Origin of the sequence: Micromonospora sp. NPDC049175 (genome assembly GCF_043197345.1) — a bacterium.
In the GTDB taxonomy this organism is placed as follows: Bacteria; Actinomycetota; Actinomycetes; order Mycobacteriales; family Micromonosporaceae; genus Micromonospora.
This window is the reverse complement of sequence record NZ_JBICSY010000001.1, coordinates 731,242-751,529: the sequence shown is the minus strand read 5'-3', so window position 1 is coordinate 751,529 and position 20,288 is coordinate 731,242. Positions and strand designations below refer to the sequence as shown.

The 20,288-nt window shown below is 69.8% G+C and carries 15 protein-coding genes, 1 tRNA gene and 1 pseudogene; 7 read left to right on the top strand and 10 right to left on the bottom strand.

The window, feature by feature from the left end; all coding sequences use genetic code 11:
* Positions 1 to 18: 18 nt before the first annotated feature.
* Both ACGFH8_RS03045 and ACGFH8_RS03040 read right to left on the bottom strand, forming a co-directional pair.
* Complete coding sequence (locus ACGFH8_RS03045) at positions 19 to 2,643, bottom strand: fibronectin type III domain-containing protein (protein WP_393362541.1); 2,625 nt, start codon at positions 2,641 to 2,643, stop codon at positions 19 to 21.
* 176 nt (positions 2,644 to 2,819) lie between these two features.
* Complete coding sequence (locus ACGFH8_RS03040; protein WP_393362538.1) at positions 2,820 to 5,753, bottom strand: tetratricopeptide repeat protein; 2,934 nt, start codon at positions 5,751 to 5,753, stop codon at positions 2,820 to 2,822.
* Positions 5,754 to 6,018: 265 nt separating this feature from the next.
* Here ACGFH8_RS03040 and ACGFH8_RS03035 point away from each other — a divergent pair.
* Positions 6,019 to 6,102: transfer RNA gene (locus ACGFH8_RS03035), tRNA-Leu, on the top strand.
* Here the strand turns inward: ACGFH8_RS03035 and ACGFH8_RS03030 are convergent.
* Positions 6,084 to 6,608, bottom strand: a complete 525-nt coding sequence (locus ACGFH8_RS03030; protein ID WP_393364563.1) for a hypothetical protein — start codon at positions 6,606 to 6,608, stop codon at positions 6,084 to 6,086. The two genes, ACGFH8_RS03035 and ACGFH8_RS03030, sit on opposite strands and share 19 nt — an antisense overlap.
* Positions 6,609 to 6,651: 43 nt before the next feature.
* Positions 6,652 to 6,732, bottom strand: a pseudogene (locus tag ACGFH8_RS03025) (hypothetical protein); the annotation flags it as partial.
* Between the two features lie 362 nt (positions 6,733 to 7,094).
* On the opposite strand from ACGFH8_RS03025, the gene ACGFH8_RS03020 reads away from it, so the two are divergent.
* The 5 genes from ACGFH8_RS03020 (at position 7,095) to ACGFH8_RS03000 (ending at position 13,096) form a co-directional block, all read left to right on the top strand.
* Positions 7,095 to 8,711, top strand: a complete 1,617-nt coding sequence (locus tag ACGFH8_RS03020; protein ID WP_393362535.1) for an ABC transporter substrate-binding protein — start codon at positions 7,095 to 7,097, stop codon at positions 8,709 to 8,711.
* Positions 8,711 to 9,640, top strand: coding sequence for an ABC transporter permease (locus ACGFH8_RS03015; protein WP_393362532.1), 930 nt, complete (start codon positions 8,711 to 8,713; stop codon positions 9,638 to 9,640). The genes ACGFH8_RS03020 and ACGFH8_RS03015 overlap by 1 nt, the downstream gene beginning before the upstream one ends.
* 323 nt (positions 9,641 to 9,963) lie before the next feature.
* Positions 9,964 to 10,449, top strand: coding sequence for an ABC transporter permease (locus ACGFH8_RS03010; RefSeq protein ID WP_393362529.1), 486 nt, complete (start codon positions 9,964 to 9,966; stop codon positions 10,447 to 10,449).
* Positions 10,449 to 12,032 (top strand): dipeptide ABC transporter ATP-binding protein, encoded by a 1,584-nt coding sequence (locus tag ACGFH8_RS03005; RefSeq protein WP_393362526.1) that lies wholly within the window; start codon positions 10,449 to 10,451, stop codon positions 12,030 to 12,032. Before ACGFH8_RS03010 ends, ACGFH8_RS03005 begins: the two co-directional genes overlap by 1 nt.
* Entirely contained in the window at positions 12,029 to 13,096 is a 1,068-nt protein-coding gene (locus ACGFH8_RS03000; protein WP_393362523.1) for an LLM class flavin-dependent oxidoreductase, read from the top strand. The genes ACGFH8_RS03005 and ACGFH8_RS03000 overlap by 4 nt, the downstream gene beginning before the upstream one ends.
* Here the strand turns inward: ACGFH8_RS03000 and ACGFH8_RS02995 are convergent.
* The 5 genes from ACGFH8_RS02995 to ACGFH8_RS02975 are packed head-to-tail and all read right to left on the bottom strand — an operon-like array spanning position 13,065 to position 18,208.
* Entirely contained in the window at positions 13,065 to 13,865 is an 801-nt protein-coding gene (locus tag ACGFH8_RS02995) for a class I SAM-dependent methyltransferase (protein WP_363720636.1), read from the bottom strand. The genes ACGFH8_RS03000 and ACGFH8_RS02995 overlap by 32 nt on opposite strands.
* Positions 13,862 to 15,319, bottom strand: a complete 1,458-nt coding sequence (locus ACGFH8_RS02990; protein WP_393362520.1) for a 4-hydroxyphenylacetate 3-hydroxylase N-terminal domain-containing protein — start codon at positions 15,317 to 15,319, stop codon at positions 13,862 to 13,864. Before ACGFH8_RS02990 ends, ACGFH8_RS02995 begins: the two co-directional genes overlap by 4 nt.
* Complete coding sequence (locus ACGFH8_RS02985) at positions 15,316 to 15,834, bottom strand: flavin reductase family protein (protein WP_393362518.1); 519 nt, start codon at positions 15,832 to 15,834, stop codon at positions 15,316 to 15,318. The genes ACGFH8_RS02990 and ACGFH8_RS02985 overlap by 4 nt, the downstream gene beginning before the upstream one ends.
* A complete protein-coding gene (asnB, locus tag ACGFH8_RS02980) occupies positions 15,831 to 17,651 on the bottom strand; it encodes an asparagine synthase (glutamine-hydrolyzing) (RefSeq protein ID WP_393362515.1) in 1,821 nt (606 codons plus the stop codon). The genes ACGFH8_RS02985 and asnB overlap by 4 nt, the downstream gene beginning before the upstream one ends.
* A complete protein-coding gene (locus ACGFH8_RS02975; protein ID WP_146247468.1) occupies positions 17,639 to 18,208 on the bottom strand; it encodes a hypothetical protein in 570 nt (189 codons plus the stop codon). Before ACGFH8_RS02975 ends, asnB begins: the two co-directional genes overlap by 13 nt.
* A gap of 291 nt (positions 18,209 to 18,499) precedes the next feature.
* Here ACGFH8_RS02975 and ACGFH8_RS02970 point away from each other — a divergent pair, with 291 nt between their 5' ends.
* Complete coding sequence (locus tag ACGFH8_RS02970; RefSeq protein WP_393362512.1) at positions 18,500 to 19,333, top strand: alpha/beta fold hydrolase; 834 nt, start codon at positions 18,500 to 18,502, stop codon at positions 19,331 to 19,333.
* Between the two features lie 17 nt (positions 19,334 to 19,350).
* Here ACGFH8_RS02970 and ACGFH8_RS02965 read toward each other — a convergent pair whose 3' ends face one another.
* Positions 19,351 to 20,223 (bottom strand): helix-turn-helix transcriptional regulator, encoded by an 873-nt coding sequence (locus ACGFH8_RS02965; protein WP_393362509.1) that lies wholly within the window; start codon positions 20,221 to 20,223, stop codon positions 19,351 to 19,353.
* Between the last annotated feature and the right edge of the window lie 65 nt (positions 20,224 to 20,288).

Below are 20,288 nucleotides of genomic sequence, written 5' to 3'. Positions count from 1 at the left end.
TGCTCCTTGGCTGGTGGTTCAGCAGGTGGGCAGGACGTTGATGTCGTCGCCGCCCTCCAGGTTGAGCCAGGCCCAGGGAATGTAGTTCTTCCCGCTGTACTCGACCTGCACCCACCATTTGCTGCGCTTCTGGTTGTTGTAGATCCACGAGTCGACGTCCTCGCCGGTCTTCTTGCAGTACGCCTTCAACCGGGTGCCGGGCTCCGCCCAGCCGGCCTGCTTGTCGTTGTCCTGCTCGGCGACCTTGAAGATCTCGTTGCCGTTGCGGCCGTCGACCTCCCTGTTGCAGTAGGTGCGCTGGGCGCCGTCAGGCCCGTTGTTGCAGGTCGCGATCCCGTACAGCGCGGGCGTGGCCTGGGCCCTCGTCGCCGTGCCCTTGCCGGCGGCGTTTGTCGCCGTCACCGTGAACGTGTACGCCGTGCCCGGCGTCAGGCCCGTCATCGTGATGCTGGAGCACGCCCCGGCCTTCGTCGGCTCACCAGGCGTGCTCACCGCGCAGGTGGCCTGCCCGCCGCCCGCGTCCACAGTGAACGTCACGGTCGCCCCGACGGCCGTCGCCGACGAGCCGGTCACCGTGACCCGTGGCTCGGCGACCGTGCGGGCGGTGGCGGTGGCCTCCGGACCCGGCCCCGCCTCGTTCACCGCCCTCACCTTCACGGTCACGTTCTGGCCGTTGCCCAACCCGGTGACCGTCGTGCGCGTGTCGGCCACCTCGCTGACCCGCCCACCGACGTCGACCAGGTATTTCGTCACCGGACGACCATTGGCCTCGGCCGGCGCCCACTGCACCGTGACCGCGCCCGGCTGGTTGGCGACAGTGCCGGCCCGCAGGTCGAGCGGCGCACCGGGCACCGCGAACGGCACCACCGTGTTGCTGACCGGCGACGCCGCCGAACCGGCGCCCTTGTCGTTGACCGCGACAACCGTGAACGCGTACTGGGTGCCGAACTCCAACTCACCGGCGGGCACCACCAGCTCCGTCTTCGTCGACTCACCGACCGGCGCGTTCGTCCCCGCCGAACTGGCCGTCACGGCGTACCGGGCGATGGTGTTGCCCTGGCCGTTCGCCGCCGGCCACTTCACCAGCACCGTGCCGTCCGGTCGCTCCTGGGCGGTCACGCTTGCCGGCGGATCGGGCACCGCGGCCGTCGGGATCACCGGGTTGCTGTTGCGCGGCGGACCGTCGCCCTTGGCGTTGACGGCGTGCACCGCGAACCGGTACGTCTCGCCGTTGGTCAGGCCCTTGACCTCCACCGCGCGTTGGTTGGCACCCACCTCCAGGCGCTGGCCGGCACCCTCCACCACGTACTTGATGATCTCGGCGCCGTTCGCGGCGGCCGGCCGCCAACTCACCCGCGCCTGGGCGTTGCCGGCGGCGGCGGTGACACTGCGCGGCGCGCTCGGCTTGCCCACCCGGGGCTTCTTCGGCGGGGGCGGCGGCGGGGCAACAGGTGGCGGATCGCCGCCGAGCACGTCGTTGGCGTACTTGTCGACCTCGCGCACCTGGTGCTTGTCGTCCACCACCCGGGCGGTCGACGCGTCGGGAGAGTTGATGAACAGGTGATTCTCCCGGACCTCCAGCTCCAGCGGCCCGTTCGCCCGCCCGCTGATCGTCTCGACCAGCTGACCACCCGTGTCGAAGGCATAGATCTTGCCGGTGGCCTCGTCGGCGCAGTAGAACCGGTCCGCCCACGCCACCGCCGCACTGAGCCGGTCGCCCTCGCCCGGCACCGTGAAGGCCCGCTCCTCCCCACCGTCACCCACCACCAGCACCCGCCGCTCGCCGGGCACGGTCACCGGAACCCGCTGCCCGCTGGTGCGGGTGGGCATCGCCACCGCACCGGACAACGCCAACGGCGTCGGGTGGACCTTGCCCTGCTGCACCCGCACCAGCTTCCCGGCCGTGCGGTCGAGCACCGCCACCCCCTCGTCCAGGGTGGACACCGCAAGCTCGTGGCTGGCCTCGGCGACGTCGTACGACTCGACCTGCTTCGGGCTGAGCCCGGCACCGGCGGGCGCGGCCGAGGCCGGCGCGGACGGCAACGTGGCGGCGGTGATCGCCGAGACGGTGCCCTGGCTCGGCACCGCGACCCAGAGCCGGCCCTCACCGTCGAACGTCCCGCCGGTGATGCCCGGGGGATAGTGCACCGGCTCGCCGACCGGGGTCAGCGACCGCGGGTCGAGCTGCCGCACGATGCCCTGCACGGCGTCGACGACGAACGCCGAATCTTCGTGCAGAGCGACACTCACACCCAGGCCGGGGGTGGTCCGGGTGGTCGCCGTGAGCTGGAGCGTGGCCAGGTCCAGTGAGCTGACCTGCCCCGTGTGCAGGTCACGCAGGACCAGCAACCGGTCGGTCTGGGTGATCTGCATCGGGTGCCGGACCGCGCCGGGGATCTCGGTGCGGGTGTCCACCCGGGCGGTGACCCCGTTGACCCGGGCCAGCTCGCTGCGCGCCGCGCTCCACAACCACGAACTCGCGTCGTAGTTGGCCACCGCGTTGTCGGCCGCGCCGAGCCCGAGGACGGTCAGCCCCATGGCCGCCAGCAGTGCGGCCACCGTGCCAACGGTCACCAGCCCGCCGCGCAGCCGGGACCGGGAGCGGGGGGCGTCGGTCGGTACGGCGTCTTCGATGCTGGCCACAGCCGGCTGCCTCCCGTGAGTCGTGGCAGGTGGCGTGCCTCGCGGCCGCCCCTCCCCTGAGCCGGGTGCCATCATATGGCCCTGCTGGTGGCGGGGGAACCCGCACCGTCACCCCTGTGGATACCGAGCGTGTGCGCAGTGGACGCCCAGCTCAGCTCGGTGCGGCCCGGCACGCCTCAGCTCGGCGACGGTCGGGCCGAGGGCCCGCCGCTCGGTGGGGTGGCGCGCTCCCGCGTCGTACAGACCTGTCCGGAGGTCGCGAAGCTGTCGGTGGAGTAGACCGCCAACACGGTGAAGCAGTGATCCACCCGCGAGTTCAGCCCGTTGACCGTGTAGCTCGTCCGACCCGGGTCCACGGTGGCCATCACCCCCAGGGGCTGCCCGGCCCGACCGGCGGCGACCATGAACGGCACCGCCCCGCCGGACGGGTCCGTCCACGTCAGCGTGATCGTGGTCGCGTCGTCGCGGAGCTGCAGATCGCCGGGAGGCGGCCCGACCGTCGCCTGTGCCGTGGCAGTCGGCGTGCTCCCCGCGGGCGGCGGGTCGTCGCGGGTCAGCACCACCACACCCAGGCCGGCCACCGCCACGACGGCCACCCCGGCCGCCACCGCCGCGCCGATCAGCGTCGCCCGGTTGCGCCCCGACCCGCCCTCATCGGTGTACGACGGCCGGTAGTCGGGCAGCGGATGGTACTGCTGACCCGGGTACGGCACCTGCGTCTGCTGGTGCTCCCGAATTGGGTACTGATCCTGGCCCGGGTACTGATCGTGGGTCGGGTACTGGTCCTGGGTCGGGTACTGAGGGTGGGTCGGATATTGGTCCTGGGCCGGGTACTGGTCCTGGCCCGGGTACTGGGTGTGGGTCGGGTACTGGCCCTGGCCGGGATACTGGGTGTGGGTCGGGTGCTGGTCAGGGTGCTGCGGTACCGATCGCGGTGCGGTCGGCACCGGCCCCGCCGCCCCGGCGCCTGCGTCAGTCGACCCTGCCGCCCCGGCGCCTACGTGCGTCGACCCTGCCGCCCCGGCGCCTACGTGCGTCGACCCTGCCGCCCCGGCGCCTACGTCCGTCGACCACGCTGCCGGAGTCGGTTCGGCCGACGGCACGACCACACTCGACTGCGCGGCGGCGGCCAGGGGCGGCCTGGCGTCGCCCCTGGTCGGGTCGCTGTTCGGCTGGACGGACGGGATCACCTCGGTCTGGTCGAAGATCGCGGGCGGGGTGCGCTGTGCCGGCACCACCGCGGCGTCGCCGCCACCCAACCCGAACCCATCGTCCACGCCACCGTCGTCCACGTCGGTCGGGGACCCCTCGGCGGAGCCGGCACCGGGAGTCGGCAGGGGTTGCGGTGGGGCGGTGCGGCTCCACGGCGGCGCGGTCATCCCCCACGGCGGTACGGGCGGCGCACTCACCGGAGGCGCGGAGACAGGGTGCCCGAAGCCGGGTGGTGCGGAGACGGGGTAGGTGTGCCCGGGTGGTGCGGAGGAGGGTTGTCCGTAACCGGGTGGTGCGGAGACGGGGTAGGTGTGCCCGGGTGGTGCGGAGGAGGGCTGTCCGTAACCGGGTGGTGCGGAGACGGGGTAGGCGTGCCCGGGTGGTGCGGAGACGGGTTGTCCGTGGCTGGGTGGGGCGGAGACCGGGTGGGGGTGCGCCGGTGGTGCGGACGTCGGAGAGAGGTGCGCCGGTGGCCCGGAGACCGGGTACCGGTGGACGGGCGGCGTCCCGACCGGTGGCCCACTGACCGGGTGGGCTGGTGGTCCGCTCACCGGGTGGGCTGGTGGTCCGCTCACCGGGTGGGCTGGTGGTCCGCTCACCGGGTGGGCTGGTGGTCCGCTCACCGGCTGCGCCGGGCCTGGCTGCCCAACGGCTGGGGACGGTCGGCCCGACGACGTCGCGTCGATGGCGGACGCGTCGGCCGGTCCGGTCGCTCCGGCTTGTCCGGCAGCGGCTCGTTCAGCCTCCTCGGCGAGGAGCGGCTCGATCTGTCGTACCTGGATCGTGGGGTTGTCCCACGGAGGTGCCGGCGTCCCCGGCGCTGGCGTGGTGACGGCCGGCGCCGGGGCGGGTGGGGTCGACGGCCGGTGCGGCACGTCGGCCGCCGGGTGGGTCGCCTGGTCGCCTACCCGCTGTCGGGGCGCCGCGGTTGGCCCGGCCGTCGGTCGCGGTGGCGGCCGGTCGCCAGACGGCGGTGGCTGGCTTTCAGCCCATGGCCGGGGTGGTTGGCCCTGGGCGCTCGACTGGGTTGGCGGGCCCTCCGCTGCCCATCGGAGCGGCTGGCTCTCCGGGACGGGCCGGGAGGATTGGCTGACCGCTGGCCGGGCGGACCCGGGCGGTTGCTCGTCGACGCGTTGGCGGGGCGCCACCGCGGGTGCGCCGGGCCCCCGGCTGGGCTGCGTCGGCGTGTTCGGGGAAGGGCCCGGCGTACGCGGAGAAGAAGCCGGCGCTGCGGCGGTGTGGCCGGGGGGGTGGGGTGCGGCGGTGTCGCGTACCCCGGGAGGGGTTGCTCGGGGTGTGACCGGCGGTGGCGGAGCCCACGGGGAGTTGGTGGGCGTCGGGCCATCGGCGGAGGGACGCATCGCGGCCAGCGTCGCCATCGACAGGGTCGGGCCGGACAGCGCCGACCGGATGCCCGACTCCGCCGACGCGGCGACCGGGTCCGACCCGTGCTGCTCGGTGGGCGTCGACGCGGACGGGCCGAGGTAGGCGCGGGCTGCGCGTACCGCCGGGTGGTGCTCCCCGAGGGTGGCCGGCCCGGCGGCGGCGACGCGGGTGTAGTTGCGTCGGGCCTCGTGCCGGTTGCCCAGTTCCTCGGCGACCTCGGCGAGTTCGAAGGCGAGCGCGAGCATCACCGGGTCGGAGTGCTCCCAACGTCGCTCGCCCGCCGCGAACGCCTCCTCCAGCACCCGGCGGGCGCCGAGCGGATCGTCCGCCTCGCGGTGCAGCCGCGCCAGCAGGTGCGCGGTGTGCAGCATCTCAGGATGATCGTCGCCGTACGGCGGGGGAGCGGATGCGACGGCCTCCGCGAGTAGCTGCCGGGCGGCCCTGAGGTCGCCCGTGGCGCGCAGGGCGAGGGCCCGGTGCTGGGCGGCTGCCAGGGGAGAGGGATGGGACACGTGGCAATGCTGCCGTCAGAGGGCCGCCGGACGCTACCCGGACACGCCCCGGGCGGCGAGTTGACGGGGTGTACGCGGCCCGTGAGCGGGCCTTTGAGCAGCCCGTGAGCAGGCCTTTGAGCAGCGGCGGAAGTGCCGGGAGAGGAGCGCCGGAAGGCGATGTGCATGATCCACGGACGGCGTGTACAGTAACTCCCCGTGCGGCCCGCCGTACCGACATCGGGTGGAAAGATCATCTGGTCGGCAGGGTAGGCTTAACGTGTAGGTCCGGGTGGCGGAATGGCAGACGCGCTAGCTTGAGGTGCTAGTGCCCGTATAGGGCGTGGGGGTTCAAGTCCCCCCTCGGACACGAACCATTACTCCACGGTGCGCGCTGAGATCGATTGCAGCGCGCACCGTTTGCGTTTCAGGCTGGTAGTTCAGTCGGAGACCGAGTTGCCGGTAGACCTCGGCCTTTTCGGCGGGATCGGCGTCGCAGAGCACGGCGGTGATGTCGCCGAGCGCGTTCACCAGGGTCGTGATTTCTGCTCGGCTCATCCTGCGCGGGGCGGTGCCCGTGTTCGCGCGGAGGCCTGCCTCCGCACGGGCGCGTTCGGCCTGGGTCTGCGCGATCCAGCCAGTGACCACCGCCGGGTCGGCTCCAGCGTCGAGGGCGGCGCGGAAGCGCTCCAACTTGGCGTCGCACTCGGTGATGATCGTCTGAGCTGCTGTGCCCGCTGCGGGCGAATGATCCATGGGCTGGGCTTCGGTCATCGCGGTCATCGCGGTGATCGTTGATTCGACGTGGTGGGGTGCGAAGGCGGCGGCCAGCCAGGTGTCGATTGGGTCGGTGAGGGCATCCTCGCGCAGGTACACGTTTGCTGGGATGATCAACTTGGTTGGCGAGGGCGTACTCCTGCGGGAAGCGGCAGCGGTAGTAGGCGTCGCCGTGGTTGTACTGGCCCTGCATGCGTCGGTCGCAGGCGGCGCAGTAGATCATGCCCCGGAAGACGTACGGGTTGCGGGTGCGCTGCCGGACGTGTTGTCCGCCGGTTCCCCGACTCGAGGCCGGACCCGCATCCCATCCCGGTTACTTTCCGTGACGTTGGCAGGGTCTTTGTCGTCCCGGTAGGGGCCGTCACGGGGCCGTGTATGCCAGTGCGTGGTGCGGAGGCCGGCGGGCGGGACTGAGGGGGCGTGACCCGCTGGGCCGAGGTCTCCCATGATCGTGTCCAGGAATGCCGTGCCGGCTACGACAGCTGAGCCTGATACTGCAGACAACCCCATAGATTGACGTCTGGTTGGCCGGCGACAGGGAACGCAAGCTCGGCGGGACGAATCGTTCATCCCCCTGGAGCTCTCGTGCCGCACTTCCCTGGTCCTGTCGCGTTGCTGTCCGCCACCATTCTGACCCTGGTAACGGCCTGCTCGGGTGCCGTGCGGCAGCCGACCGGTCAGGCCGGCGGCCGGGTGGTCTTCGCGACCGATAAGGAGCCGGAGTGCTTCGACACGCAGGTGTCGCAGTCGGATATCTCCGGGGTGCTGATGCGCAACGTCTTCGACTCCTTGGTCAGCCGTGGGCAGGACGGGGAGTTCAAGCCCTGGCTAGCCAGCAAGTGGTCATTGTCGGCGGACGAGCTGACCTACACCTTCACGCTGCGCGAGGGTGTGAAGTTTTCCGACGGTACGCCGTTCGACGCCGCTGCCGTGAAGGCCAACTACGACCGGATCGTTGCCCCTGCTACCAAATCGAAGTACGCCGCGGGATTGCTCGGGCCGTACGCGGGGACGACCGTGATCGACCCGCTGACCGTAGCCGTCCGGTTCACCCGCCCCTTCGCATCGTTCCTGACCGCCGCCAGTACGTCGTACCTCGGGATCCGCTCGCCCAAGGCGATCGCGGCCGACCTCTGCGCGGGCAGCCCGGCCCAGCAGGTGGGGACCGGACCGTTCCTCTTCGCCTCCTACACCCGCGGCCAGCAGGTCGTGCTCACGCGGAACCCGTCGTACAACTCAGCACCGGCCACCGCGGCGCATACCGGCCCAGCGAACCTGTCCGAGCTGGTCTTCCGGTTCGTCGCTGAGGACACCGTGCGAGTAGGGAGTGTGACGAGCGGCCAGGCGGACATCGCAGATCGGGTGCCGCCGAACCAGGTCGGCACCCTGAAGAACAACGCCACTGTCCAGCTCACGAGCAGCAACACCCCAGGTCTGGGATACCAGTACTTCCTCAACACCCAGTCGCCACTCTTCGCCGATCGCCGGGTCCGCCTCGCCGCCCAGCAGGCCTTCGATGTCGACCGGGCCGTCAAGGCCGTCTACTTCGGGGAGTACGAGCGGGCGTGGAGTCCGCTGAGCCCTGCTACGGAGGCGTACGACGCCAGTCTGGTGAATTCGTTCAAGTACGACCCCGCTGCCGCAGCTGTGCTCCTCGACCAGGCGGGGTACACCGGCCGAGACGCGCAAGGCTTCCGTACCAAGGCCGGTCGCCGGCTGACCGCCACCTTGCTCTATGTACCGCTGTACACACCCGAGGACCGCCGGACCCTCGACCAGGCGCTGCAGGGTGACCTGAAGAAGGTGGGGATCGAACTCAAGCTCGTACCGATGGAAGCCGCCGCCTACGAGCCGGTCCGCAACGCCGGCGAGTACGACGTGATCGCCTTCGCCTGGGGTGGTTCGAACCCTGACCTGCTCCGGACGATGTTCGACTCGAAGAACTTCTTCGATGCCGGCGGCAACAACGCATCCCGGCTCACCGACCGGGCGGTCGACGACTGGCTGGCAGCGGCTGCCGCGAGCACGGATCCGGTTGCCCGCAAAGATCTGTACGGCAAGGCACAGCGCCGGATCATCGACGAGGGCGTCTCGCTGCCGACAGCGGTGTCCGAGCGGCAGTTGGCCGTCCGGTCCGCGATCACCGGTCTGACCTTCGACGCCAACGGCTGGCCCTTGTTCTATGACGTCGAGCGCAGCTGATGATCGCCCTGATCCTCCGCCGAGTACTGGCCGGAGTCGCCGTGATGTGGGTCGCGGCGACGCTGACCTTCGCCGCCCTCCGAGGTGTCCGGGGCGATCCGGTGGCTGCGGTAGTGGGTTCCGGTGCCCTGGTCACCCCGGAGGTGCGGGCGCAGATCGTCAGCGAGTACGGCTTCGACCAGCCACTCGTCGTTCAGTACCTGCGCTGGTTGAGCCGGCTGGTCAGTGGGGATCTCGGCTGGTCCTATCAGCTCGGCCAGCCGGTCACCGAGGTGCTGCGTGGTCAGCTCGGCCCAACGGCTGAACTGGCAATCGCTGCGACGATCACGGCGGTGCTGGCTGCCGTCGTCCTCGCGCTGCTCACGGCCGGACGTGGACGGACGACCAGGTCGCTGGCGTCGATGGCCGAGTTGTCAGCGGCCTCGGTGCCGACCTTCTGGCTCGGTCTGGTGGCGCTGACATTCTTCTCGTTCCGCTGGCAGCTCTTTCCCGCAACCGGGGCGGGCAGCCTCAGCGCGCTGATCCTCCCGGCGGTGGTCCTCGCCGTACCGGTCGCCGGTGTGCTGACTCAGGTGCTGCGCGAGGGCCTGGAGACGGCACTCGCCCAGCCGTTCGCGCTGAGCGTGCGGATGCGGGGGATCGGGCCGGTCGCATTGATCGGACGGCACGCTCTCCGCCACGCCTGCATCGCGTTGGCCACGATGACCGGCTGGGTCCTCGGCAGTCTCTTCGGCGGCGCAGTGCTCACCGAAACGGTCTTCGCCCGCCCTGGCCTCGGCCGCGTCCTGCTGTCGGCGATCGCCTCGCGCGACCTGCCCGTCGTCACCGCTGTGGTCCTGCTGGTCGCGGCCGCCTTCACAGTGATCAACCTGCTGGTCGACCTGGCCTACCTCGCCATCGATCCTCGGCTGCGGAGGCGTACCGGATGAGCGGACGAACGCGGAGATCCTGGTCGCCCGCCACATTGGCGGCAGTCGCGACACTTGTGACCATCGTTCTGGCTGCCGTGTGGCCGGAGCTCCTGACGCACCGGGCGCCCGACCCGACCGATCTGGGCGCCACCCTCCAGCCGCCGAACGGCGAGCATCTGTTCGGAACTGACAGGCTGGGGCGTGACGTGTACAGCAGAGTCGTCCATGGTGCCCGGCTCTCCCTCTTGATCGGCCTCGGAGCGACAGCTCTCGGACTGAGCCTGGGCACGCTCCTCGGCGTATTCGCCGGGGCTGGTGGCCGGTGGGCCGACGGAGTCACGATGCGGCTGATCGATGTCCTGTTCGCCGTCCCCGAGCTGCTGGTGGCGTTACTGGCCATCGCCGTCTTCGGCAGCGGCACAGCGAACGTCGTGATCGCGATCGGGCTCGCCTCCGCACCGAGCTATGCCCGGCTGATCCGCTCCCAGGTCCTGACCGTCCGCGAGTCCGAGTTCGTCCAGGCAGCGCGCACGGTGGGGCGGCATCCGCTGCATCTAATCGCCCGGCATGTCATGCCGAACACGCTCGGCCCGGTGCTGGCACTCGCAGCGGTCTCGGCGGGTGGCGCGGTGGTCGCCGGGTCCGCTTTGAGCTACCTGGGTCTCGGGCCACCACCTCCCGCACCGGATTGGGGCAGCATGCTCGCCGACGGACAGAGCTTCCTGCAGACCGCTTGGTGGCTGGTCCTGTTCCCCGGCCTCGCCATCGCCGCCGTCGTGATCAGCGCGAGCGTCGTCGGACGCTCGCTGCGGACCCGGAGCACCTGATGGCCGAACTGCTCGACGCCCGCGGGCTCACGGTCTCCTTCGACGACCGGGCTGTTGCCCAAGACATCGATCTCCAGTTGGCCGCCGGCGAGTGTCTGGCACTGGTCGGCGAATCGGGATCGGGCAAGTCCGTCACCGCCCGGGCCTTGGTCGGCCTCGCGGGACCGCGGGCCACCGTCACGGCCGAGCGGCTGCAGGTCAGCGGCGAGGACGTCAGCCGGTACGGCGAACGGCAGTGGCGGCGAATCCGCGGCAGCCGGATCGGGTTCGTGCTGCAGGATGCGCTTACCGCGCTTGATCCACTCCGCACCGTCGGTGCCGAGGTGGACGAACCGTTGCGGCTGCACACCCGGCTCGGTCGGACGGCCCGCGATGCCGAGGTCGAGCGGCTGCTCACCGAGTGCGGGATTCCTGATCCGGAGCGGCGCAAGAATCAGTACGCCCACGAACTGTCCGGTGGTCTCCGGCAGCGTGCTCTGATCGCCAGCGCACTCGCTGCCGGTCCGGCACTCCTGATCGCCGACGAGCCGACCACCGCCCTCGACGTGACGGTCCAGCAGCAGATCCTCGACCTGCTCGCCAAGCTCAAGCGGGACGGCCACGGCCTGGTGTTGATCAGCCACGACCTGGCCGTGGTGGCCGAGATCGCTGACCGGATCGCGGTCCTCGATCGTGGCCGCATCGTCGAGCAGGGTCCTGCGCTCGACGTCCTCGGCCGCCCACGACACGAAATGACGCGGGAGCTCCTGGCGGCGATCCCCGGCAACCGGAACGCGAAACCGCGGCAGGTGCACAGAGAGGGACCGGCGGTGCTGTCGGTTCGCGGGGTCTCTCATCGGTACCGCGAGCGCTCTGGTCAGTACCGACAGGCGCTGGCCCGGGTCGGCTTCGAGCTGGCTCGCGGCGAGACGCTCGGCGTCGTGGGTGAATCAGGGTCCGGCAAGAGCACCTTGGCGAAGGTGATCCTCGGTCTGCTCCGCCCGGACTCCGGCGATGTCCTCCTCGATGCCGATCCCTGGAGCAGCATCGGTGAGCGGGACCGGCGCCGCCGACGCCGCGAAGTGCAGTTCGTGCCTCAGAATCCCCTCGGTGCACTCGATCCCCGCTACCGCGTCGGGTCCGTTCTGTCCGAGAGCCTGGCCGCGATCGGCGTACCGCGCAGCGATCGGCTGCAACGAATCGCCGCCCTGCTGGCCGAGGTCGGGCTGCCTCCCGAGCTCGCCGTGCGACGTCCGTCCGAGCTGTCCGGCGGTCAGCGCCAGCGCGTCTGCATCGCCCGCGCCCTGGCCACCGACCCGAGGATCCTGGTCTGCGACGAACCGGTGTCCGCGCTCGACGTCCGCACCCAGGCAACCGTGCTCGACCTGCTCGCCGACTTGCGCGACCACCGCGGTCTCGCGCTGGTCTTCATCTCGCACGACCTGGCGGTCGTTCGCGAGATCAGTGATCGCGTGATCGTCATGAAGGACGGCCACATCGTCGAATCCGGACCTGTCGACGATGTCTTCGACCATCCGGAGCATCCCTACGCCAAGGAGCTGGTCGCCGCCACTCCCCGCATCCCAGCCGTGGAGACCCGATGACGCTCGAGATCCGCAGTGGTGTCCGCGGTGCCGCCTTACCCGGTCACGATCCGGGCGAGCGGCAGGCACTCCGGCTCGCCCCGGACACCAGGCAGCGCGACGCGGACCCCGGACACATCATCGCCCAGGCAGTCGAGCACGAGCAGTCCGGCGTCGACAGCGCGCTCGTCGCCCAGTCCAGCTCCTGGCCGGACCCCTGGCTCGTCGCCGCGTGGGCCCTCGCTGCCACGAGCACCTTGCGGCTGGTGCCGGCCCACCGCATCGGGACGACGGCGCCGACTGTGGCGGCCCGTTCGCTCGCGACTCTCCATCGGCTCTCGGGCGGCCGGGCCGGCGTTCACCTCATCCTCGGTTCGAGCGACCTCGAGGTCGGCCGGGACGGCGACAACCTGCCGAAAGAGGTCCGCTATCGGCGGGCGGCCGAGTTCCTGGAGATCTTCACTCGGACCCTGACCAGTCGCGAGCCGTTCGACTTCGACGGCGAGTTCTATCAGGTCCGGGACGTGGTGTCCGGCCTGCCGCCAGTGCGGCCGGAGCTGTCCTTCGCCGGCACCTCACCAGCGGGCATCGCCTTGGCCGGCCGGTATGCCGATGTGTACGGCATACCGACCCAGCCGATCGAGCAGACCCGCGAGCTGATCGCCGCGGTGCAGGCAGCAGCCGCCGAACACGACAGCAGGATCCGGATCTGGCGGAACGCGAGCTTCATCCTCGGCGACACCGATGCCGCCGCGGCAGACCATGCCGAACGGCTCGCCGCTCAAGCCGTACACCTCGGCACCCGGCTCGGGCCGGATCCGCTCTGGATCACGCGGCCCGGCCGGATCGCCGTACCGGATGAGCTGGAGCAGGCGATCGCGAACGTGGCCGGACGGGCCGTCGTCGCCTCGCCCGAGACCGCGGCCGAGTTGGGTGCGCAGCTGTGGCGAGCGGGCGTCGACATACTACAGATCTCGACGCCCCTCGAGACACCCGAGGATCTTCGCCTGCGGCGGCGCCTGATCAGCTCACTGCGCGCCGCCACCGGCGGAGTCAGAGACCCAGCCTCCACGCTCGTACGGTGATGTCGTAAACGGATCCCTTGTCCTTGGTCCACGCGGCCGCGACCTCACCGACAGCCCGGAAGAAGTCTTCCTGCTCGTGATCGGCGACCAACCGGCTGAAGTACGTACCGAATGTCGACGCGTGGAAGTCGGCGTACTGACCTGCCGACTCCGCGACCACCGGGGCCACCCGCTCCTCGACCTCGGCGACCTTGAAGAACCGGCTCAGCTGCTGACCGATGTCAACTGCGGGCCGGGCTCGCACTGCCATCGGTACGACGTCGCCCAGCTCGGCGGGTCGGCCCAGCGCGAGCAAGGCTGCCCGTGCAACGAGATCCTCCGCACCGAATCCGTCATCCTGCACCTGCGGGTGGTGCGTGGTCAGCACGAAGTCGCCGCCGGCAGCGAGGTGCCGAGCGATCCAGCTGTAGAGCAGATGCTCGTCGGGGTACAGCCAGTGCAGCACCGAGGTCATCGTGATCAGGTCGAACCGCTCGACGAGCTGCGGTAGTCGCAGCAGGTCGTCCTGCCAGACCCGCGCGCTCGGCCCGAGCCGATGCTTGGCCTCCTGCACCCGCTCGGGCGATCCGTCGATGCCGAGCAGGTCGAGGTGCCCGGGCCAGCGATCCGTGACCGCCGCCAGGAGTGCGCCGGTGCCACACCCGAGATCGGCGATCCGCCGCGGCCGGCGTTCGACGAGCGACAGCACCCAGTCGTAGTCCTGATGCTGGCGGATCTGGCTGACCTCGTCGTACCCGGCCAGGTCCCTGGCCCGCTGGACGATGCTCATAGCGGCACCTCGATCAGCTGCTCGATCCGGCGGCGAACCTCGGTCTGGTCGTGCCGCTTGAACAGGTTGATCCGGTTCCGCGCCGGATCGCCGCGATGCACCGCCTCGTAGAGATCCTGACGCTGACCGAAACTGTCCGACGTCAGGTCCCACGCGAGCCGGAAGAGCCGGGACTTGGCCTGTACGTCGCGGTTCGCGCCGCGCATGTACCGCTCCAGCAACGGCTTGAGCGACGACTCGATATCGCGCTCGGTGGGCTGCATCAAGATGCCGGATTGTCCGATCCGCCGGACGATGTCCAGGGCCTCACCAGCCACCTCGGCCGCCCAGATCGCCGCGGCGGGCGTCGACCCGGGGGCGAGCAGCCCGCTGTCGGTGACCCGCGCGGTCGCCTCCCCCGCGGCCAGGAAGTGCCCGAGGATCTCGATGAACGACGTCAGCCGGCCGAGGTCCTCCTGGATGTTGCGGAACGAGTCGACGCCGATCGCCTCGGCCAGCAACGTCCCCACTCCCAGCAGCGTCTTCAACCGCTCCTGATAGCGGACTTGGCCGACGTACTGGCTCCAGGCGTTGATCCGGGTCAGGCCTTCCAGTGCCAGCCGGCCGTCCCGCAGCAGGAACACCCGATCCGCGGGAACCCGGACGTCGTCGAAGAACAGCATCGCGTCCTGCTCGTCGTAGCGGGATGCGAACGGATGCGCATGCCCGTACGGCGTTCCGCCCAGCGGCTCGCGGCACAGGATTCGCAGCCCCGGCGTGCTCAGCGGGAGCGCGAACCAGATCACCAGGTCCTCGGCGCCCCGACCGGCGAAACTGGCCGACAGGTAGACCAGGACCTCATGAGCGAACGGTGCCAACGTGGTCAACTGCTTCGCGCCCCGGACGATCACGTCGTCACCTTCCCGGCGGACGATCCGCAGCGCCAGGTCGGGATCCTGCACCGGATCGGCACTGCGATCGATCTGCGGGTCGCCGAGCGCGTGGGTCAGCACCAGATCGCGCTCGGCGACGAAGCGGTACCAGCGTTCGGCGTTCTCACCATGCGCCGGATCGTTGGCCGCCAGCCGGTGCCGGAAGTCGTACACGCCCAAGGCGATCGTGGACATGAACGCAGGCACCCGGCCGAGTTGCCCCCACGACTCCCGCATCCACACGGCGGCGTTGCGCCGCAGCGCCCGGAGGTCGGCAAGATCGGTCGGTGGATGGAAGCCTCGGCCGATGCGCAGGCCGGTCGCCGGGTCTTCGACGGTCAGGGTGTCCCGGTGCTCGTCAGCGTGCTGCAGATCGATGAGGCGGCCGAGCTCGTCCAGCAGCGGAGTGAAGGCGGGATGCTCGCCGACGTTCTTCACCTCCTCGCCGTCCAGCCAGACGCTGCGCCCGTCGTTCAGGCTCGCGCGGTAGCGCTCACCGGTCAATGCGCCACGTGGTTCCACAAGCGATGTCAAGGAACTCATGTCGTCGTCTCCAGGTCTGGTCCGAGATGCCTGTAGCCGCCGCCGTGGTGGATCAACGGCCGGCCCGGGCGGGTCTCCACATCGGTCACGTGGCCGATCAGGATCTGGTGGTCGCCGGCCGGCACCGCCGCCGCGAGCTCACAGGTGAACCAGCTCAGGCAATCCGCGAGGACCGGCGTACCGCAGGTGTCCGCGAAGTCGGGCAACGTCTCGTCCGGCCGGTCAGCGGCGGACCGTGCGAAGTGCCGTGAAACGTCCGGCTGGCTGTCGTGCAGCACACTGATGCCGAACCGCCGTGTGCTCCGAATGGCCCAGATCAGCGGGCTGTTGGTGCCAATCGCAACGGACACCATCGCGGGTTCGAGCGACAGCGAGCAGAAGGCGGACACGGTCTTGGCCTCCACCTGACCGCGGTACCGGGTGGAGACCACGGTGACGCCCGACGCGAAGGTCCGCGCGGCGGACCGGTAGGCGCTCGAGGTCGGCCAGGTGGTTAGCACGTCGGTCCCGGTCATCGGATCCGCACCTTCCAGTCCTGCAGCCAGCTGTTCACGGCGAGCAGGAAGTCCGCGCCGCCGGTCGGATGCGGAGCCGCGCGCGGTCCGGGCAATGGCATACCGCGGTGCACCAGAGCCTCGACCTTCGCGGGATCCACCAGGTCGAAGACCGGTCCGCCCCGATGCAGCAGGTCGGCCAGCTCCAGCCGCAGCCGATCGCCGTACGCCGTCCCCGCACTGGCCGGGTAGCCGCTCTTCGGCCGGTTCACCACCTCGTCCGGCAGGAGGTCGGCTGTTGCCTGCCGCAACAATCCCTTGGGCCGGCCACCCGCGTTCTTGAGCGCCCACGGGACGTTCCACAGGTACTCGACCAGGCGGTGGTCGGCGAACGGCACGCGTGCTTCCAGGCCGGTCGCCATACTCATCCGGTCCTTGCGGTCCAGCATGGCCGGCAGCCAACGCGTCAGCGCGAGATAGCTGATCCGCCGGATCCGCGCATCCTCCGTGGCCTCCCCCGGCAACTCCGGTACGGCGGCCAATGCCTCGTGCAACCGATCTGCGGCGTACTGGTCGGGGCGAACCTCCGCCCGGACCTCGTCCCTCAGCAGCCCCGCCGGCGCGGTCTTGCCGGCCGTCCATGGAAAGGCTCCGGTGACCGCCGGGGAATGGAAGTACGGGTAGCCACCGAAGATCTCGTCGGCGACCTCGCCGGTCAGCGCAACCGTCGAATGTGCCCGCACCCCGCGGAACAGCAGGTACAGCGAGACATCCGGCTCGCCCCAGCCGGGCCGGTCGCGAGCCGCGAGACCGATCGATCGGTGCTGTAGCAGCTCGGTCGACGGCACCACGATCCTGGTGTGCTGGGTGCCGACATGCTCGGCAACCAGAGCGGCGTACGGCGAATCACTTGTCGAGTTCCACGCCCCGAGCACCTCCGCGCCTTCATTCTCGGGGAAGTCGACCGCAAATGTCGCAAGCTTGTCCGGCGAGTACTGAGCGGCCAGCGCAGTCACCGCGCTGGAATCCAACCCGCCGGAGAGCAGCGAGCCGAGCGGAACATCACTGACAAGCTGGCTACGCACCGCCTCCTCCAGCAGCTCTCGGACCGTGCGGACAGTCGTCGGCAGATCGTCGGTGTGCGGATCGCTACTCAAGGTCCAATAACGGTTCTCACGGACCCCTTGGCGCCCGAACGTCACCGTGTGACCCGGCAGAACCTCGCGGAGGCCGCGGTAAACGGCGTGCCCCGGAGTCGGCGCGGTCGGGACGGCGAACAGCTCAGCGATGCCCTCGGCATCGATCTCGCGCTCGAACAGTGGGTTGGCCAACACGGCTTTGGGCTCTGAACCGAACAGCAGATTATCCGGTGTCGCTGCGTAGTACAGCGGCTTCACGCCGAGCCGGTCACGCACCAGCAGCAGCTCCTCGGAGCCGGCGTCCCAGATGGCGAAGGCGAAGATGCCAAGCAGTCGCTCGGCGACCCCGGCACCCCACTCGAGGTAGCCGGCAAGCACCACCTCGGTATCGGACGCGGTCCGGAAGTAGTGGCCGCGGGCAACCAGCTCGGCACGCAGGTCCCGATAGTTGTAGACCTCGCCGCTGTAGGTGATCACGGCACGTGGCTCGCCGGCCGCGCCCCGTGCCACCATCGGCTGGACGCCACCCGCAAGATCGATGATGGCCAGCCGCCGATGCCCAAGCGCCGCATGCTGCGACAACCAGACACCGCCGTCGTCGGGACCGCGCCGATACAGGGTCTCAGTCATGGCCTCGACCAGGGTGACCTCGCAGCGAAGGTCGCGATCCCAGTCCACCCAGCCGGTCACCCCGCACATGACGACTCCTGTCCCGACGGTTTGGTCGCCTGCCATCGGCACCCCGGGCCGGACGGGTGGTTCAGCAGTTCGAAGGTCGACCGGTAGCCCTTGGCCTCGAGGTTCGCCGAGGTGGCCAGGGTGCAGAACTCGCACGGGGACTTCAGAGTCAGAACCACCCCTCGGGCCCGGGCGCGCTCACGGTAGTCCCAGATCGCACAGTGCGAGATCTCGATCGTTGCCTGCTCGGGCTCTGCTTGCGTCACCGCGTACTCCGAGGCATACAACTCGGCCTGCCGGGCGAAACGGCGGATCGGGTCCGCGGCGCCGCCGCCGAAGTCCGGCTCGACGAGTCGGTAGACCTGCGCGATCGCGTTCGTCCAGCCGGCCAGCCCGTCGTGGCCGAACCGTCCGACGACGAACCGCTCCATCAGTGCCTGGGCCCGGAAGAAGACACGCTGCCAGCCGGCCGGGTCAGGTGCGGACTGGCCGGGCAGGTCGGCGAAGATCTCACCGCGCAGACGCAGCCAGGCCGCGACATCCTCCGCACTGCCGTTCGCTGCCAGGTAGCGGGTCAAGCCCGCCTCTCCCTCGAAGAGGCGCCGTTGCCACAACCTGGTCCGGTGCTCCGTACTGAGACCTTCCGTTTCCAGGACTTTCGCGGACTCGGCCATCTACCCACTCCCCGAGGATTCGCCGTCGTGGATTCTTGGCTCGACTCTAGATTTGTGCTGTCCCCCCAACAATGCCGCTGTTTAGACCCCCAATCGGGCACCCTATGACTTCTGGTCATTGGATAACTTCGGATATTGCGAGGCCTTTCGGCAGCGCTTACCGTCACTGCCATGTTCGACAGTTTCACGGACCAGGTGGTCACCACCGCCGAGACCACGATCCGGGTCCGTGTCGCCGGCAGCGGGCCTCCGCTCCTGCTGCTGCACGGCTTCCCGCAGACCCACCTGATGTGGCATCGGGTCGCGCCCGGTCTGGCCGAACACTTCACCGTCGTGGTCACCGATCTGCGTGGGTACGGCGACTCCGGCAAGCCGCCGACGACCGCCGATCACGGGCCCTATTCCAAGCGCGCGATGGCCCGCGATCAGGTCGAGGTCATGCAGCAACTGGGGTTCGACCGCTTCCGGCTGGCCGGTCATGACCGCGGCGCTCGCTGTGCGTACCGACTCGCACTGGATCATCCGGACGCCGTGGAACGCCTTGCCGTACTGGATATCGTGCCGACCATCGATGCCTTGGAGCGCACGGACCTGGAGGTTGCCAACCTATGGTGGCGCTGGTTCTTCCTCGCCCAGCCGGCGCCGCTGCCGGAGACCCTGATCGCCGCTGATCCCGAAGCCTTCTACTTCGGCCGGCACCACGAGCTCTTCTCGCCGCAGGCGCTGGCCGGATACCGGGCGGCTGTCGCCGACCCGGCGACAATCCATGCCCAGTGCGAGGATTACCGAGCGATGATGACCCTGGATCTCGACCACGACCGAGCCGATCGTGGTCGGTGCCGGATCACCGCCCCACTGCTCACCCTGTGGGGTCGGCGCTCACCGATCGATCGCTGGTTCGATGTCGAAGCGGTCTGGCAGGAATGGGCCACCGATGTCCGTGGTCACGCAATCGACTGCGGACATTTTCTGCCCGAAGAGGCACCGGACCGGATCGTCAGCGAATTCCTCAATTTCTTCCGCGACTGACGGATCAGCCGGCTGCATCATCCGGCTCGCCGGAGCGGCAAGCGGGAAATACGCACCAGATTTTCGATGAGCGTCCGATCGGCGTCCCGGGCCGGTGTCTGCACCAGGATCAGCGCCTCCGGATCGTCGACGGGCCGGAATGCGAAGAGCTTCAGCTGCAGTCGCCGCCCGGCGACCCGGAGCGAGACCGGCCGCGAGCGCAGGTCATCGACTCCCTGGCACTGCCACCACTCGGACAACTCCGGGAAATCCTCGTTGAGCACGGCATACAGCTCACGGGTCCGCGGATCCTCAGCCCGGCGGGCGGTCTGAGCACGGAACTGCGCCAGGGTGGCCCGAGCCAGCGGTTCCCAACACTCGACGGTCTCCTGCACGTCAGGCGCTCCACCGGCCATGAACCACATCAGGTTCCGCCGGATCGCCGGCACCAGCTCCGGATCGAACCAGACTGCCGCGTACGCCGCATTCCAGGCCGTGATGTCGAAGCGGCAGTCGAGCAGGACCGCTGGACTGGTCTCCCACGAATCCAGCAGCTCTTGAGTGCTGGGCGCGATCTGTTTCTGGTGGTTGACCTCGACCGGCGAGTCGGGCATCAGCCCGGCCAGTGCCAGAAGGTGCCGATACGACGCCGGGCGCAGCCCCAGTGTGCGGGCGACAGAGTCCAGCACCTTCTTCGACGGCACGATCCGGCCCTGCTCGAGCCACGTGTACCACGCGACCCCGACACCTGACAGTGCCGCGACCTCCTCCCGGCGCAGCCCCGGCGTACGGCGCCGGCCGGTGTCCCGCAGCCCGACATCCACCGGATTGCGGCGCTCGCGGTGAGCTCGCAGGAACGCGCCGAGCTCCTTGGGGTGGGTGGGTTTGGCTTGCTCCGTCGTGCTCGTCAAAGGATCCTCCGCGCGGCAAGATGGCTGCTACCACTCGCGCCAAAGCATACTAGAACGATAGGAAA